The 17,916-nt window shown below is 62.2% G+C and carries 18 protein-coding genes and 1 pseudogene; 11 read left to right on the forward strand and 8 right to left on the reverse strand.

Translation table 11 applies throughout. The features are described 5' to 3' along the window. Positions 1-3: 3 nt before the first annotated feature. The 3 genes from AC1RMF_RS21925 to AC1RMF_RS21935 are packed head-to-tail and all read left to right on the forward strand — an operon-like array spanning position 4 to position 2,341. The gene (locus tag AC1RMF_RS21925) at positions 4-876 is read left to right on the forward strand and encodes a uracil-DNA glycosylase (protein WP_493144327.1); all 873 of its coding nucleotides are present in this window, start codon (positions 4-6) and stop codon (positions 874-876) included. Further along, the gene (gene pyrF, locus AC1RMF_RS21930; RefSeq protein ID WP_342620372.1) at positions 873-1,721 is read left to right on the forward strand and encodes an orotidine-5'-phosphate decarboxylase; all 849 of its coding nucleotides are present in this window, start codon (positions 873-875) and stop codon (positions 1,719-1,721) included. The genes AC1RMF_RS21925 and pyrF overlap by 4 nt, the downstream gene beginning before the upstream one ends. Beyond that, positions 1,718-2,341, forward strand: a complete 624-nt coding sequence (locus tag AC1RMF_RS21935) for a glutathione S-transferase family protein (RefSeq protein ID WP_493144329.1) — start codon at positions 1,718-1,720, stop codon at positions 2,339-2,341. The genes pyrF and AC1RMF_RS21935 overlap by 4 nt, the downstream gene beginning before the upstream one ends. 1 nt (position 2,342) lies before the next feature. On the opposite strand, the gene AC1RMF_RS21940 is transcribed toward AC1RMF_RS21935, so the two are convergent. Beyond that, positions 2,343-3,014, reverse strand: coding sequence for a GntR family transcriptional regulator (locus AC1RMF_RS21940; RefSeq protein WP_493144330.1), 672 nt, complete (start codon positions 3,012-3,014; stop codon positions 2,343-2,345). A gap of 64 nt (positions 3,015-3,078) precedes the next feature. On the opposite strand from AC1RMF_RS21940, the gene AC1RMF_RS21945 reads away from it, so the two are divergent. Genes AC1RMF_RS21945 through AC1RMF_RS21965 form a run of 5 tightly spaced genes read left to right on the forward strand, consistent with a single transcriptional unit; the run spans position 3,079 to position 7,575 of the window. Then, a complete protein-coding gene (locus AC1RMF_RS21945; RefSeq protein ID WP_342620375.1) occupies positions 3,079-3,993 on the forward strand; it encodes a dihydrodipicolinate synthase family protein in 915 nt (304 codons plus the stop codon). Between the two features lie 9 nt (positions 3,994-4,002). Further along, positions 4,003-4,941 carry a 4-hydroxyproline epimerase gene (locus tag AC1RMF_RS21950; RefSeq protein WP_342620376.1) on the forward strand — a complete coding sequence of 313 codons (939 nt, stop codon included), beginning with the start codon at positions 4,003-4,005 and terminating at the stop codon, positions 4,939-4,941. Positions 4,942-4,946: 5 nt separating this feature from the next. After that, the gene (locus tag AC1RMF_RS21955) at positions 4,947-6,044 is read left to right on the forward strand and encodes an NAD(P)/FAD-dependent oxidoreductase (RefSeq protein ID WP_342620377.1); all 1,098 of its coding nucleotides are present in this window, start codon (positions 4,947-4,949) and stop codon (positions 6,042-6,044) included. Continuing rightward, on the forward strand, positions 6,041-6,295 hold the full coding sequence (locus AC1RMF_RS21960; RefSeq protein ID WP_493144332.1) for a 2Fe-2S iron-sulfur cluster-binding protein: 255 nt from the start codon (positions 6,041-6,043) through the stop codon (positions 6,293-6,295). Before AC1RMF_RS21955 ends, AC1RMF_RS21960 begins: the two co-directional genes overlap by 4 nt. Then, positions 6,292-7,575, forward strand: a complete 1,284-nt coding sequence (locus tag AC1RMF_RS21965; protein WP_493144334.1) for an FAD-dependent oxidoreductase — start codon at positions 6,292-6,294, stop codon at positions 7,573-7,575. Before AC1RMF_RS21960 ends, AC1RMF_RS21965 begins: the two co-directional genes overlap by 4 nt. Here AC1RMF_RS21965 and creD read toward each other — a convergent pair. Genes creD through uvrA form a run of 4 tightly spaced genes read right to left on the reverse strand, consistent with a single transcriptional unit; the run spans position 7,526 to position 14,113 of the window. After that, positions 7,526-8,821, reverse strand: a complete 1,296-nt coding sequence (creD, locus tag AC1RMF_RS21970) for a cell envelope integrity protein CreD (RefSeq protein ID WP_493144336.1) — start codon at positions 8,819-8,821, stop codon at positions 7,526-7,528. The genes AC1RMF_RS21965 and creD overlap by 50 nt on opposite strands. Before the next feature lie 38 nt (positions 8,822-8,859). Further along, on the reverse strand, positions 8,860-10,350 hold the full coding sequence (creC, locus tag AC1RMF_RS21975) for a two-component system sensor histidine kinase CreC (RefSeq protein ID WP_493144337.1): 1,491 nt from the start codon (positions 10,348-10,350) through the stop codon (positions 8,860-8,862). Beyond that, on the reverse strand, positions 10,347-11,063 hold the full coding sequence (gene creB, locus AC1RMF_RS21980) for a two-component system response regulator CreB (RefSeq protein WP_493144339.1): 717 nt from the start codon (positions 11,061-11,063) through the stop codon (positions 10,347-10,349). The genes creC and creB overlap by 4 nt, the downstream gene beginning before the upstream one ends. After that, positions 11,060-14,113 carry an excinuclease ABC subunit UvrA gene (uvrA, locus tag AC1RMF_RS21985; protein WP_493144352.1) on the reverse strand — a complete coding sequence of 1,018 codons (3,054 nt, stop codon included), beginning with the start codon at positions 14,111-14,113 and terminating at the stop codon, positions 11,060-11,062. The genes creB and uvrA overlap by 4 nt, the downstream gene beginning before the upstream one ends. A gap of 178 nt (positions 14,114-14,291) precedes the next feature. Here uvrA and ssb point away from each other — a divergent pair, with 178 nt between their 5' ends. Next, a complete protein-coding gene (ssb, locus tag AC1RMF_RS21990) occupies positions 14,292-14,804 on the forward strand; it encodes a single-stranded DNA-binding protein (RefSeq protein WP_342620379.1) in 513 nt (170 codons plus the stop codon). Positions 14,805-14,986: 182 nt separating this feature from the next. Beyond that, positions 14,987-15,208, forward strand: a complete 222-nt coding sequence (locus tag AC1RMF_RS21995) for a hypothetical protein (RefSeq protein ID WP_493144341.1) — start codon at positions 14,987-14,989, stop codon at positions 15,206-15,208. 12 nt (positions 15,209-15,220) lie between these two features. Here AC1RMF_RS21995 and AC1RMF_RS22000 read toward each other — a convergent pair whose 3' ends face one another. Genes AC1RMF_RS22000 through AC1RMF_RS22010 form a run of 3 tightly spaced genes read right to left on the reverse strand, consistent with a single transcriptional unit; the run spans position 15,221 to position 17,650 of the window. After that, positions 15,221-15,988: a Crp/Fnr family transcriptional regulator gene (locus AC1RMF_RS22000; protein WP_342620381.1), complete on the reverse strand. Its 768-nt coding sequence runs from the start codon at positions 15,986-15,988 to the stop codon at positions 15,221-15,223. Positions 15,989-16,033: 45 nt separating this feature from the next. Further along, on the reverse strand, positions 16,034-17,134 hold the full coding sequence (gene mnmA, locus AC1RMF_RS22005) for a tRNA 2-thiouridine(34) synthase MnmA (RefSeq protein ID WP_493144342.1): 1,101 nt from the start codon (positions 17,132-17,134) through the stop codon (positions 16,034-16,036). A gap of 9 nt (positions 17,135-17,143) precedes the next feature. Beyond that, positions 17,144-17,650 (reverse strand): NUDIX hydrolase, encoded by a 507-nt coding sequence (locus tag AC1RMF_RS22010; protein WP_493144343.1) that lies wholly within the window; start codon positions 17,648-17,650, stop codon positions 17,144-17,146. 122 nt (positions 17,651-17,772) lie between these two features. Here AC1RMF_RS22010 and AC1RMF_RS22015 point away from each other — a divergent pair. Next, positions 17,773-17,916 (forward strand): annotated as a pseudogene (locus tag AC1RMF_RS22015) (NAD(P)(+) transhydrogenase (Re/Si-specific) subunit alpha); the annotation flags it as partial.

Raw genomic sequence — 17,916 nt, forward strand, 5'->3', positions numbered from 1 at the left:
CCCATGGCTCTTGAACTCGACTCCCGACAGCGCGCCATGCTGCAGGAAATGGGCGTGCACGTCTGGTTGCCCGAAAGCGGTGTGGTGACCTTGCAGGCGCCACAGCCACAGACTGCAGCACCTGTAGTGCAGGCCAGACCTGCGGCACCGGTGCCACCACCCGCTGCGCCTGCTGCACGGGTTGCAGTCGAAGCACCCGTAGCCGCCCCGGTTGCCGCGCCCGTCCAGCCGCTGGGCGACGCCGCCACACTGGATTGGCCGGCGTTGGCCGAGACGGTGCGCAGTTGCCAGGCTTGTGGCTTGTGCGCCGGGCGCCGCCATGCTTCCATCACGCCGCTGCCCGATGCGGCACCCTGCGACTGGATGGTGGTGGGCGATCCGCCCGATGAAGAGGAAGACTATGCGGGCGCACCCTTTGCCGGACAGGACGGCGTGCTGCTGTCCCACATGCTGCGCGCCCTGGGGCTGCAGCGCGCCAACCCGTTGCCCGGGCATGCGGCGGTTGCTCCGGCCCCGGTCGTACAGCGTGCCTATGTCAGCCATGTACTCAAGTGCCGTCCGGCCCACGGCGCCATCCCACAAGCCGGTGATCTGGCGCAGTGCGCCGCCTACCTCCAGCGCGAAATAGCGCTGGTGCAGCCCAAGATGATTCTGGCCATGGGCCGCTTTGCCAACCAGGTGCTGCTGGGCGAAACACCGGCGCAGGCCACCTTGCCGCTGGGCAAGTTGCGCGGCAGCGTGCACCGTTTCCAGGGCATCCCCGTGATCGTGACCTATCACCCCAAGGCGCTAATGCGCAACGGTGCCGACAAGGCCAAGGCCTGGGCCGACCTGTGCCTTGCAGCAGACACTCTCGACCATAAACTCACACCATGACCTTCATCGAACAATTGCGCAATGCCGAACGCGCCAACGGCTCCCTCTTGTGTGTGGGGCTAGACCCGGAGCCGGCCCGCTTCCCCGCCGGCATGGCCGGCGACGCCAGCAAGATCTACGACTTCTGCGCCGCCATCGTGGATGCCACAGCCGACCTGGTGATTGCCTTCAAGCCGCAGATTGCCTACTTTGCTGCCCATGGTGCCGAGGCCCAGCTGGAACGCCTGATGGAACACATGCGCCGCAACGCGCCCCACGTGCCCACCATTCTGGATGCCAAGCGCGGCGACATCGGCAGCACCGCCGAGCAATACGCCAAGGAGGCGTTTGACCGCTACGGCGCAGACTGCGTGACGCTCTCGCCCTTCATGGGTTTTGACTCGGTGCAACCTTATCTCAAGTACCAGGGCAAGGGCGCGTTCCTGCTGTGCCGCACCTCCAACCCCGGTGGCGACGATCTGCAGAACCAGCGCCTAGCCAGCGTAGAGGGGCAACCCCTGCTGTACGAGCACATCGCCCATCTGGCGCAAGGCCCGTGGAACCTAAATGGCCAGCTGGGCTTGGTGGTGGGTGCCACTTACCCAGCCGAGATCGAGCGGGTGCGCAAGGTGGCGCCCACCGTGCCGCTGCTGATCCCCGGCGTGGGTGCACAGGGTGGCGATGCGGTCGCAACCGTCAAGGCGGGCTACCGTGCCAGCAACGGCGAAACCACCGCGCCCATCGTGGTGAATTCTTCACGGGCCGTGCTGTACGCCTCGGGTGGTGCCGATTTCGCGCAGGCCGCACGTGCGGCCGCCACTGCCACGCGCGACCAGTTGCGTGCCGCGCAAAAGGACGCACTGTGATCCTGCACAGCGCCCACCGCGCGCCCAACCCGCGCCGCGTGCTGATGTTCATTGCAGAAAAGGGCATTGCCAACATCGCGGTGCAGAACATCGACCTCAATGCCGGTGCGCACCGCAGCGCGGAGTTTCTGGTCAAGAGCCCGCTGGCTACCGTGCCGGCGCTGGAGCTGGACGATGGCCGCGTGCTCACCGAGACGCGAGCCATCTGTACCTACCTCGAAGGCGTGCAGCCCGAGCCCAATCTGATGGGCGTGGATGCCACCGAGCGCGCGTTCATCGAGATGGCCGACCGGCGCGTGGAAATGAAGCTGATGCTGCAGATTGCCAATGCCATCCGCCATACGCACCCCGGCTTGGCGCCGCTGGAGCAGCCGCAGTTTGCCGACTTCGGCAAATCGCAGGGCGAGAAGATGCTGGCCACGGCGCGCATCTTTGACGATCTGCTGCAGCAACAGGAATGGATGGCGGGCAGCCGCTTCACCATTGCCGACATCACGGCGTTCTGCGGCCTGGAGTTTGCGCGCGGGCTGCTCAAGTTCGTGCCCAAGGATGCCGGGCTGCACGCGTTGCAGGCCTGGCGTGACAAGGTGGCTGCACGGCCCAGCGCAAAGGCCGTGTGATTCAGATGGCGATCACGCGCTGCGTGAAGCCCTGCAGGTAGTCGCTCAGCCGCTGCGCTCCGGCTACCGCCTGCGCTTCATTGCCGGAGGCAATGCCCTCAGCCAATTGCATATGGGCCGCCGCGCCCTCGGTGATATCACCCGCATGGCGGTAGGCGTACCAGAAGCGCCGGCACAGCACGATCAGTGGCAGCACGGCCTTCACGGCGGAATGGTTCTGGCTGGCGGCGTGGTTGACCCTGTCAAGCTCGATGTCAGCCTTCATGTAGTCGTCCAGCCGCTCGGCAGTAGCCGCCTTCACCATGCGCTGGGCGCATTGCACGATGTCCTTGCGCTGCTGCCCGGTAGCGCGCCGTGCCGAACATTCCGCAATCAGACACTCCAGCACACGGCGGGTTTGCACCACATCCAGGTGGTCGGCCAGGTCGATGCTGGAAATCAGCAGACCGCGGCGGGGCTGTTGCACGATCAGGCCGGTGGACACCATGCGCAGCAGCGCTTCGCGGATCGGCGTGCGGCCCAGCTGCGTGCGCTCCACCAGCTCGCTCTCCACCACCTGGGCGCCGGGTTGCAGCTGCAGGGTGGAGATCATGTCTTCCAGCGTGTCATAGGCCACGTCGGCGGCGCGGCGCTTGGGTTGCGCGGGCGTTGGTGTTTTTTTGATGCGGGCCATGGCGGATATTTTAGATTTGCGTTAATATATTAACAACATATTTATTCAACCCCCGGAGCTTCGCATGAAAAACACCCCCTGGCAAGGCATCTTCCCCGCCATCACCACCAAGATCAACGCCGACGAGAGCATCGATGCCGAAGGCACGGCGCGCCACATCGACTTCCAGATCCGCAACGGCATCCACGGTCTGGTGACCTGCGGCTCGCTGGGTGAAGCCAGCACGCTGACGCTGGAAGAAAAGCTGCAAGTGGCCAAGATCGCGCTGGAAGCCGCCGACGGCCGCATCCCGGTGCTGGCCAATGTGTCGGAGACCAGCACCCGCGAAGCCCTGCGCTACATTGACGGCGCCAACAAGCTGGGCGTGCAGGGCTTTATGGTCATGCCCTCGGTGATCTACGTGGCCGACGCCCGCGAAGCCATGCTCAATGTGCGCACCATGGCCGAGGCTGCCCAGCAGCCGATCATGGTCTACAACAACCCGGTGGCCTACCGGGTGGACCTCAAGCCCGAGCACATGGTGGAGCTGGCCGATTGCAAGTGGATTCACGCCATCAAGGAAAGCACCGACAACATCCGCCGCATCACCGACCTGCGCAACACCGTGGGCACGCGCTACCAGCTGTTCCTGGGCGTGGACGATCTAGCCTATGAAGGCCTGGCACTGGGCTGCGACGGTCTGCTGGCTGGTGTGGGCTGCGCCTTCCCGCGCGAAACCGTGGCCCTGTACGACCTGATGAAGGCCGGCAACTTTGCCGAAGCACTGCCGCTGTACCAGTGGATGACGCCCATGTTGCACCTGGATGTGTCCACCAAGCTGGTACAAAACCTCAAGCTCATCGACGCCCTGGTCGGCGTGGGTACCGAGTACGTGCGCCGTCCGCGTCTGCCGCTGGTCGGCGAGGAGCGTGCCCATGTGGAAGCCGTGGTCAAGAAGGCCCTGGCGACCCGCCCTGCCAAGTACCAGTCCGTGATGTAAGGTGTGGTGATGAAGCGCATCTCCATCATCGATTCGCACACCGGCGGCGAACCCACGCGCCTGGTGGTGGGTGGTTTTCCCGATCTGGGCAAGGGCAGCATGGCCGAACGCAAGGCCTTGCTGTCTTCGCAATACGACGACTGGCGTGCTGCCACGGTGCTGGAGCCGCGCGGCAATGACGTGATCGTGGGCGCACTGCTGTGCGAGCCGGTGTCCCCTGATGCCGCGGCAGGTGTGATCTTCTTCAACAACACCGGCTACCTCAATATGTGCGGCCACGGCACCATCGGTCTGGTGGTGACGCTGGCGCACATGGGCCGCATTGGCGCCGGTGTGCACACCATTGAAACCCCGGTGGGCGATGTGACAGCCACCCTGCACGAAGACGGCACGGTGAGCGTGCGCAACGTGCCCGCTTATCGCTACCGCAAGCAGGTGGCGGTGGACGTACCCGGCTACGGCACGGTGCGCGGCGACGTGGCCTGGGGCGGTAACTGGTTCTTCCTGGTCAATGACCACGGCCAACGCATCGCGCTGGACAATGCCGTTCACCTGACCGACTACACCAGCAAGATGCGCCACGCTCTGACCGAGCAGGGTATCAGTGGTGCGGACGGTGCCGAGATCGACCACATCGAACTGTTCGCCCCCGACACGCAGGGCGCCGACAGCAAGAACTTCGTGCTCTGCCCTGGCAATGCCTATGACCGGTCTCCTTGTGGCACCGGCACCAGCGCCAAGCTGGCCTGCCTGGCGGCGGACGGCAAGCTCGCGCCCGGCGCCGTGTGGACGCAGGCCAGCGTGATCGGCAGCACCTTCGAAGCCAGCTATGAAACGGATGGCGAGCGCATCATTCCCACGCTGCGTGGCAGTGCCCATGTGTGCGCCGAGGCGACGCTCCTGATCAGCGACAACGATCCGTTTGCCTGGGGCATACGCGCGTACTGAACCGGATGCAAAAGACCGACGTCATCGTCATCGGTGCCGGCATCATCGGCGCCGCCTGCGCCCATGCGCTGGCGCGTGCCGGGCAGCAGGTGCTGGTGATCGACTCCGGCACCGGCGGTGCAACCCATGCCGGCATGGGGCATCTGGTGGTGATGGATGACAACCCGGCCGAGATGGCTCTGAGTCAGTACTCGGTGGACGCCTGGCGCGCAATGGCGGCTTCCATGCCAGCCGAGTGCGCCTACAGCCACTGCGGCACGCTGTGGGTCGCGGCCAATGCCGAGGAAATGGCCGGTGCCGAAGAGAAGCGCCTTCGCCTGCAACAGCATGGCCTGGGCTGCACCTTGCTCAGCGCCAAGGAGCTTGCGCAGGCCGAGCCCGGTTTGCGCAGTGGTCTGGCCGGTGGTCTGCTGGTGCCGGGTGACGGCACGCTGTATGCACCCAACGCCACACGCTGGTTGCTGGGTCTTCTGCCGCAGCGGGTTACGGTGCAGCGCGGCTTGGCGGTGCGCATCGACGGCAATACCGTCGTCTTGTCGGACGGCACAGCGCTGCAGGCTGCGCAGGTGCTGCTGGCCACCGGGCTGCAGTCCGCCAAGCTGGTGAGCGGCCTGCCCATTCGCGCCAAGAAGGGCCATCTGGTGATCACCGACCGTTACCCCGGTGCGTTGCAGCACCAACTGGTGGAACTCAGCTACATCACCACGGCACACCACAGCGACGGCCCTTCGGTCGCCTTCAATGTGCAGCCCCGCCCAACCGGCCAGTTGCTGATTGGCTCCTCGCGCCAGTTTGACACCGAGGACACGGCGGTAGAGCCCGCCATGATGGCGCGCATGCTGCAACGGGCCATCTCCTACATGCCCGGCGTCGCCGACCTCAATGCCATTCGCTGCTGGACCGGGTTGCGACCCGCCACACCCGACAGTCTGCCCATTCTGGATCGTCACCCCGACAACCCCCACCTGTGGATGGCGGTAGGGCACGAGGGCCTGGGCGTGACCACCGCCACGGGCACGGCCGCCATCATGGCCGCGCTGATGACCGGTGCTACCGCACCGCTGGACCCGGCACCTTTTGCACTTTCACGTTTCCCGTCATGACGCCTTCTTCCTCCCACGTGCTGGTCAATGTCAATGGTCGCTACATCACGGTGGCGCATGGCACCACGGTGGCTGCCGCGCTGGCACTGGCGGCTTGCGGTGCCGCGCGCACCTCGGTGAGCGGGGAGCCGCGCGCGCCGGTCTGCGGCATGGGCATTTGCCAGGAGTGCCGCGTGCGGGTGGATGGAAATGTGCGCCTGGCCTGCCAGACACTGTGTGCCCAAGGCATGCTGGTGGAGCCCATGGCATGACAACGCAAGACACGCCCACGCAACAACGCTGTGACGTCCTCATCGTGGGCGCCGGGCCTGCCGGACTGTCCGCCGCCAAGGCTGCGGCCAGCAACGGCGCCCGCGTGCTGGTGCTGGATGACAACCCGGCGCCCGGAGGCCAGATCTGGCGCGGCGGCCCCCATGCGGATCTTCCCGCCGTAGCCACAGCCTTGCAGCACGCTGTGCGCGCCAGTGCCAATGTGCAGGTCCTCAACAGCGCCAAGGTCGTCGGCATTCTGGATGCCAATACCTTGCTGGTGGAAACCAACCAGGGCGCCTTGCATGTGCAATGGAACAAGCTCATTTTGTGCACCGGCGCGCGCGAACGCCTGCTGCCTTTTCCTGGCTGGACCTTGCCCGGCGTGACCGGCGCGGGCGGCTTGCAGGCGCTGATCAAGGGCGGCCTGCCGGTGCAAGGCCAGCGCGTGGTCATTGGCGGCAGCGGCCCCCTGCTGTTTGCCGTGGCGTCCACCGTGCGCAAGGCCGGCGCCAAAGTGCTGATGGTTGCCGAAAACGCACCGCTGTCGCGCATGACCACCTTTGCCCGCAAGCTGCCGCTATGGCCTTCCAAGCTGGTGCAGGCGGTGCAACTGCGCGAAGCGAGCTACCGCACCTCGTCCACCGTGCTGTCCGTCCAAGGGCAGGGCAAGGTGCAACAGGTCACCATCCGCCAGGGCAGCCGCACACTGACGCTGGATTGCGATCGCGTGGCCGTGGGTTATGGCCTGGTGCCCAACACCGGACTGGCCCAGGCACTGGGTTGCAAGCTGCACACGGCCGATGGCGCGCAGGCCATCACCGTGGACACGTGGCAGGCCACCAGCGTGCCCGGTATCTACGCTGCTGGCGAGTGCACCGGCCCTGGCGGCTGTGAGCGCGCTCTGGCCCAGGGCAGCATCGCCGGCTATGCCGTCGTCGGGCAGACCGCCAAGGCCCATGCATTCGAGAAAGACCGCAAGTACTGGAGCGCTTTTGCCGCGCATGCCAACGCCTGCTTTGCGCTGGATGACCGGCTGAAGCAACTGCCACAGCCCGACACCCTGGTGTGCCGCTGCGAAGACGTCAGCCACCAGGCGCTGCAGCCCCACGCCAACTGGACCGAAGCCAAGATCCACACCCGTTGCGGCATGGGCGCGTGCCAGGGCAAGGTCTGCGGCACCGCGGCGCAGTTCCTCTATGGCTGGAACCCGCCGCAGGCACGCATACCGTTTACTCCGGCGCGGATTGGCACGTTGGCGGCAGATCCGGAGGCGCGGTAGTTCGCATCCAGTCCACCTTGCGGGTAAGGTACATGGTGATGCCCAGCAACGAGAATATCAGCCAGGCGCCCAGCAATAGCGCATAGTCTTCCGACTGCAGCATCAAGTACAGACCCGCGTACAGCAGGCCGTAGCTGATGGCCACTACACTGGCCAAGCGCGTGCTGCGCATCAGCACCCGGCTGTAGCTGGAAATCATCAACATGCAGGCCGCTGCGGCGATCAGGTAGGCCCACTTGAACGCCATGTGCTCGGACAAGGCCAGCAACAAAAGGAAGAAGATCACCACGGCCAGGCCGATCAACAGATATTGCATCGGGTGCAGGCGGTCACCTTGCAGCTTTTCGAAAACAAAGAAGCCACCCAGCGTCAGCATCACGAACAAAAAACCATAGACAACGGCGCGCATGGACAGGCTATAGGCGTTGATCGGGTCAATCAGGGAGACACCGAAATTGCTGTCCTTCTGGCTCGCGCCACCCGTAGCGAAATCGTTGACGTGCCAGGTCGCCTTGAACCCATTGCCGTCCACACTGCGTTGGTCAGGCAAGAACTTTCCCTGAAAGCTGGGGTGTGGCCAAGCAGATTGCAGCACGATTGCATTTTGTTCAGCCAATGGACGGAAGAAGAGGCTGCTGGTGCCAGCGATGTCCATCCGGGCCTGCAAGGTATGCGGGGTTTTCAGAAGTTCTGGCGCCACGTCAATGTGAAATCCGCCTTGTGTATCGTTATTCAGGCTGCCTGGCAGTGCCTCCAACGGGTTGCCATCCAACTGCGCTTCCACCTGCTTGATGCCGCGCGGATCAGTCACGGCAAATACGATGCTGGCCCTGATCTGGGCGCCCGGCGGAGGTGTCCACTCCGGTAGGGTGGCTTTCACGAGCATTTTGGCGGCATAGACGCGTGCCTTGTAGATGCCGCGGTAACGTTCACTGACATCCAAGGAGCCATTCACCTCTAGCATTTTGGGGCGCAGTGTTTGCGAGCAATCGCGCTCGGTAGTGACCATCCGTTCATGGGATGACGCATCCACCACCTTCTCTGTGCTTTTGGTTACGCAACGGATCTGCAGCAAGGGGCCGTCCAAAACCTGATCGGTAGCAAACTGATTTGCGATGCTGCGCACTACCTCATCTCGGGTGTTGGAGCGCTCATTGACTTTGCCCTCAATCAGCGACAACGCCCACGCCAGGGCGAGCGCTATCAACACCAAAGCCGTTAACTTTCCGGGAAACCATCGGTTCATGCAATCCTCCTAATGAAGGCGAGGATTGTTCGTGGCGTCTATGGAGTCAGTGTGGAATGCGTGTGAAATCCATGTGAAATCGGCTCGCTTGGAGTGGTTGGCGCCAGAGGCAACAGCAAGCGCACGATGGCGCCGCCCTCGGGGTGGTTGCCAACCGAAATGTCGCCCTGGTGCAGACGCACAGCTTCTTGCACCAGATTGAGCCCCAGTCCGCTGCTGCGCGCACCGGTTCCAGGTCGAGGTGTGGAATAAAAGCGCTCAAATACCCGCGGCATGGCGAAGTCAGCTATTCCCGGGCCGTGGTCACGCACAGTGAGCTGCGCCTTGTCTGCTGCAGTATCCAGGTGAATATCCAATGCGCCGCCGTGTGGGCTGAAATCCAGCGCGTTGTCCAACAAGTTGGCAATACACTGGCGCAACAGAAAAGGGCTACCCAGTACGGAAACAGCCGCCATTTCGCAGTGGACTTGCATGTCTTTTGCCTCCAGACGTGCCGCGCGACTGGCCAGGGTTTCGTTCACCAGAGTGTCCAGCGCAATGCGCTCCTTTTGATCCAGCTGGCCTCGGTTCTCTGCACGTGCCAGATTTAGCGTACCCTCCACAATGCGGCGCAAGCGGTCGGTCTCGGCCAGAATGTTGGCCTCCAGTTTTGCGCGCTGCATGGCATCTACCTCATTGCACAGTAACTCGGCTGCGCCTTGAATGGCAGCAATAGGGCTTTTGAGTTCGTGAGCCAGTATTTGGGACACTTTTTCGACGTGGGCCTTGCCATCCAACTCGGCGCGCAGGTTCTCCAATGCCTTTGCCAGTCGCCTGAGTTCGCTGCGGCCCACTGTGGGGATGTGGCTGCGTTTGCCGCTGGCGACTTCATTGGCGTAACCCACCAGACGGCTCAGATCGCGCGTCATCCACCACGAAAAAGCAAATGCAACCAGCAACAGCAACAGGAGCAACCAGAGCGCGGACTCCCACACTTTGGTCTGGGCCATGTCGATAAAGTTCTGAAATGAAGCGGCCGGTTTGCCCACACTCAGAACCCCGATGATTTTGTCGTCGCGCCTAATGGGTGCGGCCACGTACATCACGGAGCTCTGCGTGTTGTAGACATCCTCACGCGTGGTGCGTGCACCGTACTGACCTCGCAGTGTGCGGGCGATGTCCCGCCAGGCCGAGTAATCTTTCCCGACATCCAGCCCTCTGCTGTCATACACCACTTGTCCTGTGCCATTGGTCATGATGATGCGCAAGTCCGGGTCGGACTTCAGTACGCCGTAAATGCGCCCATTGAGGTGGCGTTGCGCGTAAGCCTGAAAGGCCTTGTCCACTGGCAAGGCGTCTTGTTTGCCCGTGCCGTTGGAAATTTCATCGGTAACCATTTCCGCCAATAGATTGGAGGTTTGCAGCAGCATTTCCTCTACAGATTGCCGAACACCCGGCACAAACTGCTCGTTGAACAGACGAACCGCCATGCCCAGCCCAACGCCTGCAATGATGAGGAAACCAAGCAGGAAGCGCGTTAGGAAGTTCATGACCCAATCGGTAGGCGAAGGCTGTAGCCCATGCCACGGTGTGTTTGGATCTGAAACGTGCCATTGGCGCATTCACCCAATTTGGCGCGCACGCTCTTGATGTGGCTGTCGATCGTGCGTTCCAGGCTCGCTTCGGCCAGTTGTGCAGCATCCATCAGTTCTGCGCGGCTGAAGACACGCTCTGGCCTAGTTACCAACGCCTTCAAGATAAGGTATTCAGCCCGACTCAGGTTCAGTATGTCGCCAGCGCACCGGATGCAGGCACGCTCTTCATCCACTTCCAAGCCGTTGGAAGGCGGTTTGGTGGTTGACGTGGGGATTGCGGTTTGGGCTGTCGGGGCTGGTCGGCTGCGCCGCAACACAGTTTTGACACGCGCAGCCAGCTCGCGCGGGCTAAAGGGTTTGAGGACATAGTCGTCTGCACCCATTTCCAGACCAACGACGCGATCAATTTCGTCGTCCCGCGCAGTCAAGAAGATGATGGGAATCGCGGAGGTTAGCCTCAGTCTTCGACAAAAATCGAAGCCGTTTCCATCAGGTAGACCAATGTCCAATATCAGCAGATCAAACGCGTTATCTTGCAGCGCTGCAAGTCCGTTTTGACCCAGGTTGCAATGGGTACACCGCATGCCCTCACGTTCGAGCGCCAACATGACGTTGTCGGCAATTGGTTGATCGTCTTCAATCAACAGGACATGGGGCATAGGGCTCATGGCAGTAACTTCGCCAGATAACGCCCAGTAAAGCTGGCCGGGTTGGCCGCAATGTCTTCTGGCGTGCCCACACCCACCACCGTGCCGCCACCCGAACCGCCTTCCGGCCCCATGTCGATCAACCAGTCGGCGGTCTTGATGACATCCAGGTTGTGCTCGATCACAACAATGGTGTTGCCCGCGTCGCGCAGCTGGTGCAGCACCTTGAGCAGCAGGGCAATGTCGGCAAAGTGCAACCCGGTGGTGGGCTCGTCCAGAATGTAGAGCGTGCGGCCGGTGTCGCGTTTGCTGAGTTCCAGCGCTAGCTTGACGCGCTGGGCTTCGCCGCCCGAAAGCGTGGTCGCCGCCTGTCCCAGCTTGATGTAGGACAGGCCCACATCCAGCAGCGTCTGCAGCTTGCGGGCAATGGTGGGCACGGCTTGGAAGAAGTCGTACGCGGCTTCCACCGTGAGCTCCAGGATCTGCGCGATGTTCTTGCCCTTGTAGAGCACTTCCAGCGTTTCGCGGTTGTAGCGCTGGCCAGCGCATACATCGCAGGGTACGTACACATCGGGCAGAAAGTGCATCTCCACCTTCACCATGCCGTCACCCTGGCAGGCCTCGCAGCGGCCACCGGCCACGTTGAAGCTGAAGCGTCCCGCGCCATAGCCGCGTTCGCGTGCGGTGGGTACCTCGGCCATGAGTTCGCGGATGGGGGTGAACAGGCCGGTGTAGGTGGCCGGGTTGGAGCGGGGCGTGCGGCCGATCGGCGACTGGTCCACGTTGATGACCTTGTCGAAATGCTCGATCCCTTCAATGGCCTCGTGCGCTGCGGGCTCGTCGTGCGCACGATACAACTGACGCGCCACGGCGGTGTAGAGCGTGTCGTTCACCAGGGTGGATTTGCCAGAGCCGGATACACCGGTCACGCAGGTGAGCAAGCCCACCGGGAATTCGACGTCCACCTTTTTGAGGTTGTGGCCGCTGGCGCCAATGATGCGCAGGGCCTGCAGGTCGCCCTGGGTTGCAAGGTGGGCGGCATGGCGTTCGGCCCAGGCCAGCGCGGCCTTGCTGGGAGCGCCTTTGGCCACTGGCTTTTTCTCTGCCACAGCGGGCTGCACTGTAGGCAGCCAGGGTGTGCGGCGTGTGGGCACTTCGATCTTGCGTGTACCGGCCAGATATTGACCTGTGAGCGATTCGGGGCTGGCCTTCACATCGTCAAAGGTGCCTTGTGCGATCACGCGTCCGCCGTGGATGCCGGCACCCGGGCCCATGTCGATCACATGGTCGGCGGCGCGCATCATGTCTTCGTCATGCTCCACCACCAGCACGCTGTTACCGATGTCACGCAGGTGCTTGAGGGTGTCGATCAGGCGGTCGTTGTCGCGCTGGTGCAGGCCGATGCTGGGCTCGTCCAGCACATACATCACGCCGGTCAGACCGGAGCCGATCTGCGACGCCAGGCGGATGCGCTGCGATTCGCCGCCGCTGAGCGTCTCGGCACTGCGGTCTAGGCTGAGGTAATTCAGACCAACATCGTTGAGGAACTTCAGCCGCAGCCCGATCTCGCGTATGACCTTGGAGGCGATTTCGCCGCGGGCGCCGTGCATGGTCAGGGCATTGAAATAGGCGTAGCTCTCGCGCAGGGTGGAGCTGCTGATCTCGTAGATGGCGCGGGCTTGCTCGCCTTCGCCAATCTTGACGTTGCGCGCTTCGATGCGCAGTCGGCTGCCGCCGCAGTCGGGGCAGAGCTGGACGCTGCGCAGGCGCGCCAGGTCTTCACGGACCATGGCCGAGTCGGTCTCGCGGTAGCGCCGCTGCATGTTGGGGATGATGCCCTCGAAGGGGTGCTTCTTGGTGACTTTTTTACCCTGCGAAGCGCCCGAGTCCATGATGTAGCTGAACTTGATTTCCTCTTCGCCCGAGCCATACAGAATGGCATTGCGTACCGCCTCTGGCAACGTGTCAAATGCGCTGTCGATGTCAAAGCGGTAGTGCTTGGCCAGGCTCTCCAGCATGGAGAAGTAGTAGCCGTTGCGCCGGTCCCAGCCCTTGATGGCACCGCTGGCCAGACTCAAGGTGGGGAACGCCACCACGCGTTCGGGGTCGAAGAATTCCTGATGGCCCAGTCCATCGCAGCTGGGGCAGGCACCCACTGGCGAGTTGAACGAAAAAAGCCGCGGCTCCAACTCGCTGATGGAATAGTTGCACACCGGGCAGGCGAACTTGGCGTTGAACAGGTGCTCCACCGGTTTGCCATCGGCAGGAGCGTCCATCTCCAGCGCGATGGCGCGGCCCTGGGCCAGTCGCAGTGCGGCTTCAAAGCTTTCGGCCAGACGCTGGCGCAACCCAGGCGCACGGGCGCTGCCCGGCTCTGCCTGGGCCACTTCGGGGCGGACCTTGATGCGGTCAATCACCACGTCGATGTCGTGCTTTTCGGTCTTCTTGAGCTTGGGCAGGTCGTCGAACTCAAAGGTCTCGCCATTGACGCGAAAGCGCACATAGCCTTGCGCCTGCATGTCCTCAAACAATTCCAGGAACTCGCCCTTCTTCTCCCGCGCGATGGGCGCCAGAATCATCAGGCGGGTGTCTTCGGGCAGGGCCAGCACGGTGTCCACCATCTGGCTGACCGTCTGGCTTTGCAGGGGCAACTGGTGGTCCGGGCAGTAGGGCGTGCCGGCGCGGGCAAACAGCAGGCGCAGGTAGTCGTGGATTTCGGTCACGGTGCCCACCGTGGAGCGCGGGTTGTGGCTGGTGGCCTTTTGCTCGATGGAGATGGCGGGCGACAGGCCCTCGATCATGTCCACATCGGGCTTGTCCATCACCTGCAGGAACTGTCTGGCGTAGGTGGACAGGCTCTCCACATAGCGGCGCTGGCCTTCGGCATACAGGGTGTCGAATGCCAGGCTGGACTTGCCGGAACCGGACAGGCCCGTGATCACCACCAACTGGTTGCGCGGGATATCCAGGTCGATGTTCTTGAGGTTGTGCGTGCGCGCACCGCGGATGTGGATGCTTTGGTGCTGCAAGGCGTGAACCAGATACGTGCCCTCGGCTGCGGCGGATGGAATACGGGCGTCGGAAGAGGTGGTCAAAGCGGTGGCCGGATGGAAAACAACCCTCCATGATAGACAGTAAGCTTCCCGGCTGCCGTCTGGGGCCGCACCGCAGCCTGGCAAAGGTGTTTGGTCCGGCTGTTGGGAGGTGGCTTCAAAGGCTGGATAATCCACGGACATTCTGGAGAAACCCATGGCATCCGTTAACAAAGTCATTCTGGTCGGCAATTGTGGCCGCGACCCCGAAATCCGCTACTTGCCGTCCGGGCAGGCCGTTGCCAACGTGAGCATCGCCACCACCAGCCGTCGCAAAGACAGGACCAGCGGCGAGTTCGTTGAAGAAACCCAGTGGCACCGCGTCACCTTCTTTGAGCGTCTGGCCGAGATCGTGGGCGAATACGTGAAGAAGGGCACCCCCATCTATGTGGAGGGCCGTCTGAGCTATCGCAAATACACCGACAAGGACGGCATCGAAAAGAACGCTACTGACATCGTGGCCTCCGAAATGCAGCTGCTCGGCGCTCGCCAAGGCATGGGTGGCCCTGGTGCGGGTGACGGTTATGGTGATGAAGGCGGTGCCCCTGCCGCCCCCGCCCGCCGCCCGGCACCCGCCGCTGCCCGTCCAGCCGCGCCTGCGGCACGCCAGGCCCCGGCTCCACGCCCGGCCAGCGGTTTTGACGATATGGACGACGACATTCCGTTCTGATCCCCGGACGGCCGTTTCAGCGGCCGACAAACACGCAGCTTCCCTCACACCTAGGCATTTTTTGTTCATTGATGTACAAAAAGTGCCGCATGGAAATGCGTGTCGCACCAAGCTTCGGGTCTTGACCAAGGTCTTCGGTGCGCATGCGCTTTCGCTCGCGCGCACCGTGACGAGGAGTTGTGATGCCGAAGAAATCGAATATTCCCCAGCCTTCGAACCCCGTTTCGCTGCAAGCCATTGAGCTGCTGACCCATCTGGGTGGCGCGCTCAAGCTCCAACGGCGTCATTTCGATGAGGCTGTGGTGACCCATTGCGTGCAGTTGATCCAGGAGTACGTGCAGGGCAGTGCGCCGGAGCATCGTGTCCAGGAGCTACCGGCCCACTACGGCGGCAAGAATCTCTAGGAATGGGCGGAGCTATTCCGCAGCCAGCTCTGACAGCAGCTCTTCAAAGCTTGGATTGAGGTCGTTGAATTTGCGTGCGCGCTGCTTGTTGGAAAACCGCTGCCAGTTCGGTAGCGACAGGATTTCCAGCCTTCCGTAGGAAATGGACAACCAGCCTTTTGCTGCGAGCTTTTGCACGTGCTCGGAAAAGACTGTTCTGGAGACTCCGCACAGGTCGGCCAGCGTCTTTTGCTTGACCGGGATTTCCACGCCCTGGCCGAAGCCAATCGTGGGCGGCCGGTCAGAGTGGTAGTTCAGCGCCTCGGCGAACTGGGACAGACCCATCACCACGCGCAGGCACGGGTTGCCGAACTTCATCAGCATCAGAGTTTCTGAAGTCTTTTGGACGCGCCAGGCCATCAGCCGTGTCAGGTACAAGGCAAATGCGGGTTGCGTCTCCATCAACTCCAGCACGATGTCACTGGAAATGCCCATGACCTCGGTTGTAGACAGGCAGACGAAGTCGGCGTAGCTGGCTTTGCGGTTGATGATGGATTGTTCGCCGAACCAGGAGCCTTCACCGTAGATGCTGATGGGCATCATCTGCCCGGTGGGCGCTTCCAGGGAGGCGGAAACGAGGCCGCTGATGATGAATTGCCAGGCGTCCACCTTGGAGCCCTTGGACCAGATGACTTGGCTTTCCTCGAACGAAGAAACCCTGATGAAGGCGGCCATCTGCAGGGCTTTTTCCTGCGAGATGCCTAGGTTGCGGAGCTGCTGGTATTTGAAGTTTCCGTACATTTCTTATTGGATCGTTATTCATGTGTACAGACTCCCTTTCAAATTTCAGCTGATCACCCCCCCACCGAGACACACTTCACCGTCATAGAGCACAGCAGATTGACCAGGAGTCACCGCCCATTGTGGCTCTGTGAATTCCAGCGCAAAGCTTTGTATATCCAGATTTTGCAATTGGCATGCCGCGTCGTTTTGCCGGTAGCGGGTCTTTGCCGCCAGGGAGCCTTCTGCAGGTGCATTGCCAGCAATCCAGCTTGCATCCTGTGCCTGTAACTGTGTCGATTGCAGCCAGGGGTGGTCATGACCCTGCACGACCCACAGTGTGTTGTTCTCCACATCCTTGCGCGCCACAAACCAGGGCTGGTGCTCGCCACCGCCGCGCTGCGCACCCTTGGCCTTGAGGCCGCCTATGCCCAGGCCTTGGCGCTGGCCCAGGGTATAGAACGACAGGCCGACATGCTCACCGATGGTGCGTCCCTTTGGGTCCTTGATAGGCCCCGGCTCCTTGGAGATGTAGCGGTTCAGAAAATCGCGGAATGGCCGTTCACCGATGAAGCAGATGCCAGTGGAGTCCTTCTTGCGCGCATTGGGTAACTGGATTTCTGCAGCAATGCGCCGCACCTCGGTCTTGTGCAGCTCGCCCACGGGGAAGAGCGTCTTGGCGAGCTGCGCCTGGTTGAGCCGGTGCAGGAAATAGCTCTGGTCCTTGGACGGGTCCAGTCCCTTGAGCAATTCGTGCAGGCCGGTTGCCGGGTTCTGGCGCACTCGCGCGTAGTGGCCGGTGGCAATCTTCTCGGCACCCAGGCGCATGGCATGGTCCAGAAAAGCCTTGAACTTGATCTCGGCATTGCACAGAATGTCCGGGTTGGGCGTGCGTCCGGCCTGGTATTCGCGCAGGAACTCAGCAAAGACCCGGTCCTTGTATTCGGCGGCGAAGTTGACGTGTTCGATTTCTATGCCAATGACGTCGGCCACGGCGGCCGCATCGACAAAGTCGATATTGGAGGAACAGTATTCGCTGTCGTCATCATCCTCCCAGTTTTTCATGAAGATGCCGATGACCTCATGGCCCTGTTGCTTGAGCAGATAGGCGGTGACCGCAGAGTCCACGCCCCCACTCAAACCGACCACGATTCGTTGTTTTGCCATCCCCCGATTTTAGGTGGGCGACTGCAAAGCCCGTACCGACGGGTGGGTATGCACCAAACCCAGGTCAAATCGCTGACCCGACAGGTAGTCTTCCATGCACTGCAAAACCAGCGGGCTGCGCAGCCGGCTTTCCTGTGCGCGAATCTCGTCAGCCGTGAGCCAAAGTGTCCTGATGATGCCTGTGTCGAGCGTGCGCTGTGTGTCCAGCACACCCAGCTGACCGCAAAAGGCGAAGCGCAGATAGGTGATGTCTTGCGCGACTTCGCCCGGTGCTGGGCCGGGTCGTTGAAAGCGCGCCAGATACACGCCAACCAGCGCCTGTGGAGTGAATTGGTAGGCCGTTTCTTCCAATGTTTCGCGCGCACAGGCTTGTTCAGGCGATTCCCCAGGGTCCAGATGCCCGGCCGGGTTGTTCAGACGCAAGCCCTCGGGTGTGTGCTCTTCCACCAGCAGGAATCTGCCGTTGTTTTCAATCACGGCCGCGACCGTGACGCTGGGTTTCCATCGATTGTCCATGGGGCATTATCCAAAGGCTTCCGCTGGGCTGTCTGACCTATGGTTTTAACGGGTAAGAACAGGTCGCAAACTCATGTAAGCTCTAAGACAGCATTCCAACCAGATTTCCCAAGGAGTTCCCCATGCAGATAGGCATACCTGCCGAGACGCTGGCAGGCGAGAGCCGGGTGGCTGTCACGCCCGAGACGGTGAAGAAACTCAAAGCCCAGGGCCATAGCCTGCGGGTACAAAGCGGAGCCGGTGTCGTTGCCAGCGTGACCGACGAG

The organism is Rhodoferax sp. GW822-FHT04A08, from assembly GCF_058801025.1.

Excerpts from the sequence above, each read along its gene's own strand:
- AC1RMF_RS21925 (WP_493144327.1), top strand. The coding sequence starts at position 4 with ATGGCTCTTGAACTCGACTCCCGACAGCGCGCCATGCTGCAGGAAATG.
- pyrF (WP_342620372.1), top strand. The coding sequence starts at position 873 with ATGACCTTCATCGAACAATTGCGCAATGCCGAACGCGCCAACGGCTCC.
- AC1RMF_RS21940 (WP_493144330.1), bottom strand. The coding sequence starts at position 3,014 with ATGGCCCGCATCAAAAAAACACCAACGCCCGCGCAACCCAAGCGCCGC.
- AC1RMF_RS21945 (WP_342620375.1), top strand. The coding sequence starts at position 3,079 with ATGAAAAACACCCCCTGGCAAGGCATCTTCCCCGCCATCACCACCAAG.
- AC1RMF_RS21950 (WP_342620376.1), top strand. The coding sequence starts at position 4,003 with ATGAAGCGCATCTCCATCATCGATTCGCACACCGGCGGCGAACCCACG.
- AC1RMF_RS21955 (WP_342620377.1), top strand. The coding sequence starts at position 4,947 with ATGCAAAAGACCGACGTCATCGTCATCGGTGCCGGCATCATCGGCGCC.
- AC1RMF_RS21960 (WP_493144332.1), top strand. The coding sequence starts at position 6,041 with ATGACGCCTTCTTCCTCCCACGTGCTGGTCAATGTCAATGGTCGCTAC.
- AC1RMF_RS21965 (WP_493144334.1), top strand. The coding sequence starts at position 6,292 with ATGACAACGCAAGACACGCCCACGCAACAACGCTGTGACGTCCTCATC.
- creD (WP_493144336.1), bottom strand. The coding sequence starts at position 8,821 with ATGAACCGATGGTTTCCCGGAAAGTTAACGGCTTTGGTGTTGATAGCG.
- creC (WP_493144337.1), bottom strand. The coding sequence starts at position 10,350 with ATGAACTTCCTAACGCGCTTCCTGCTTGGTTTCCTCATCATTGCAGGC.
- creB (WP_493144339.1), bottom strand. The coding sequence starts at position 11,063 with ATGAGCCCTATGCCCCATGTCCTGTTGATTGAAGACGATCAACCAATT.
- ssb (WP_342620379.1), top strand. The coding sequence starts at position 14,292 with ATGGCATCCGTTAACAAAGTCATTCTGGTCGGCAATTGTGGCCGCGAC.
- AC1RMF_RS21995 (WP_493144341.1), top strand. The coding sequence starts at position 14,987 with ATGCCGAAGAAATCGAATATTCCCCAGCCTTCGAACCCCGTTTCGCTG.
- AC1RMF_RS22000 (WP_342620381.1), bottom strand. The coding sequence starts at position 15,988 with ATGTACGGAAACTTCAAATACCAGCAGCTCCGCAACCTAGGCATCTCG.
- mnmA (WP_493144342.1), bottom strand. The coding sequence starts at position 17,134 with ATGGCAAAACAACGAATCGTGGTCGGTTTGAGTGGGGGCGTGGACTCT.
- AC1RMF_RS22010 (WP_493144343.1), bottom strand. The coding sequence starts at position 17,650 with ATGGACAATCGATGGAAACCCAGCGTCACGGTCGCGGCCGTGATTGAA.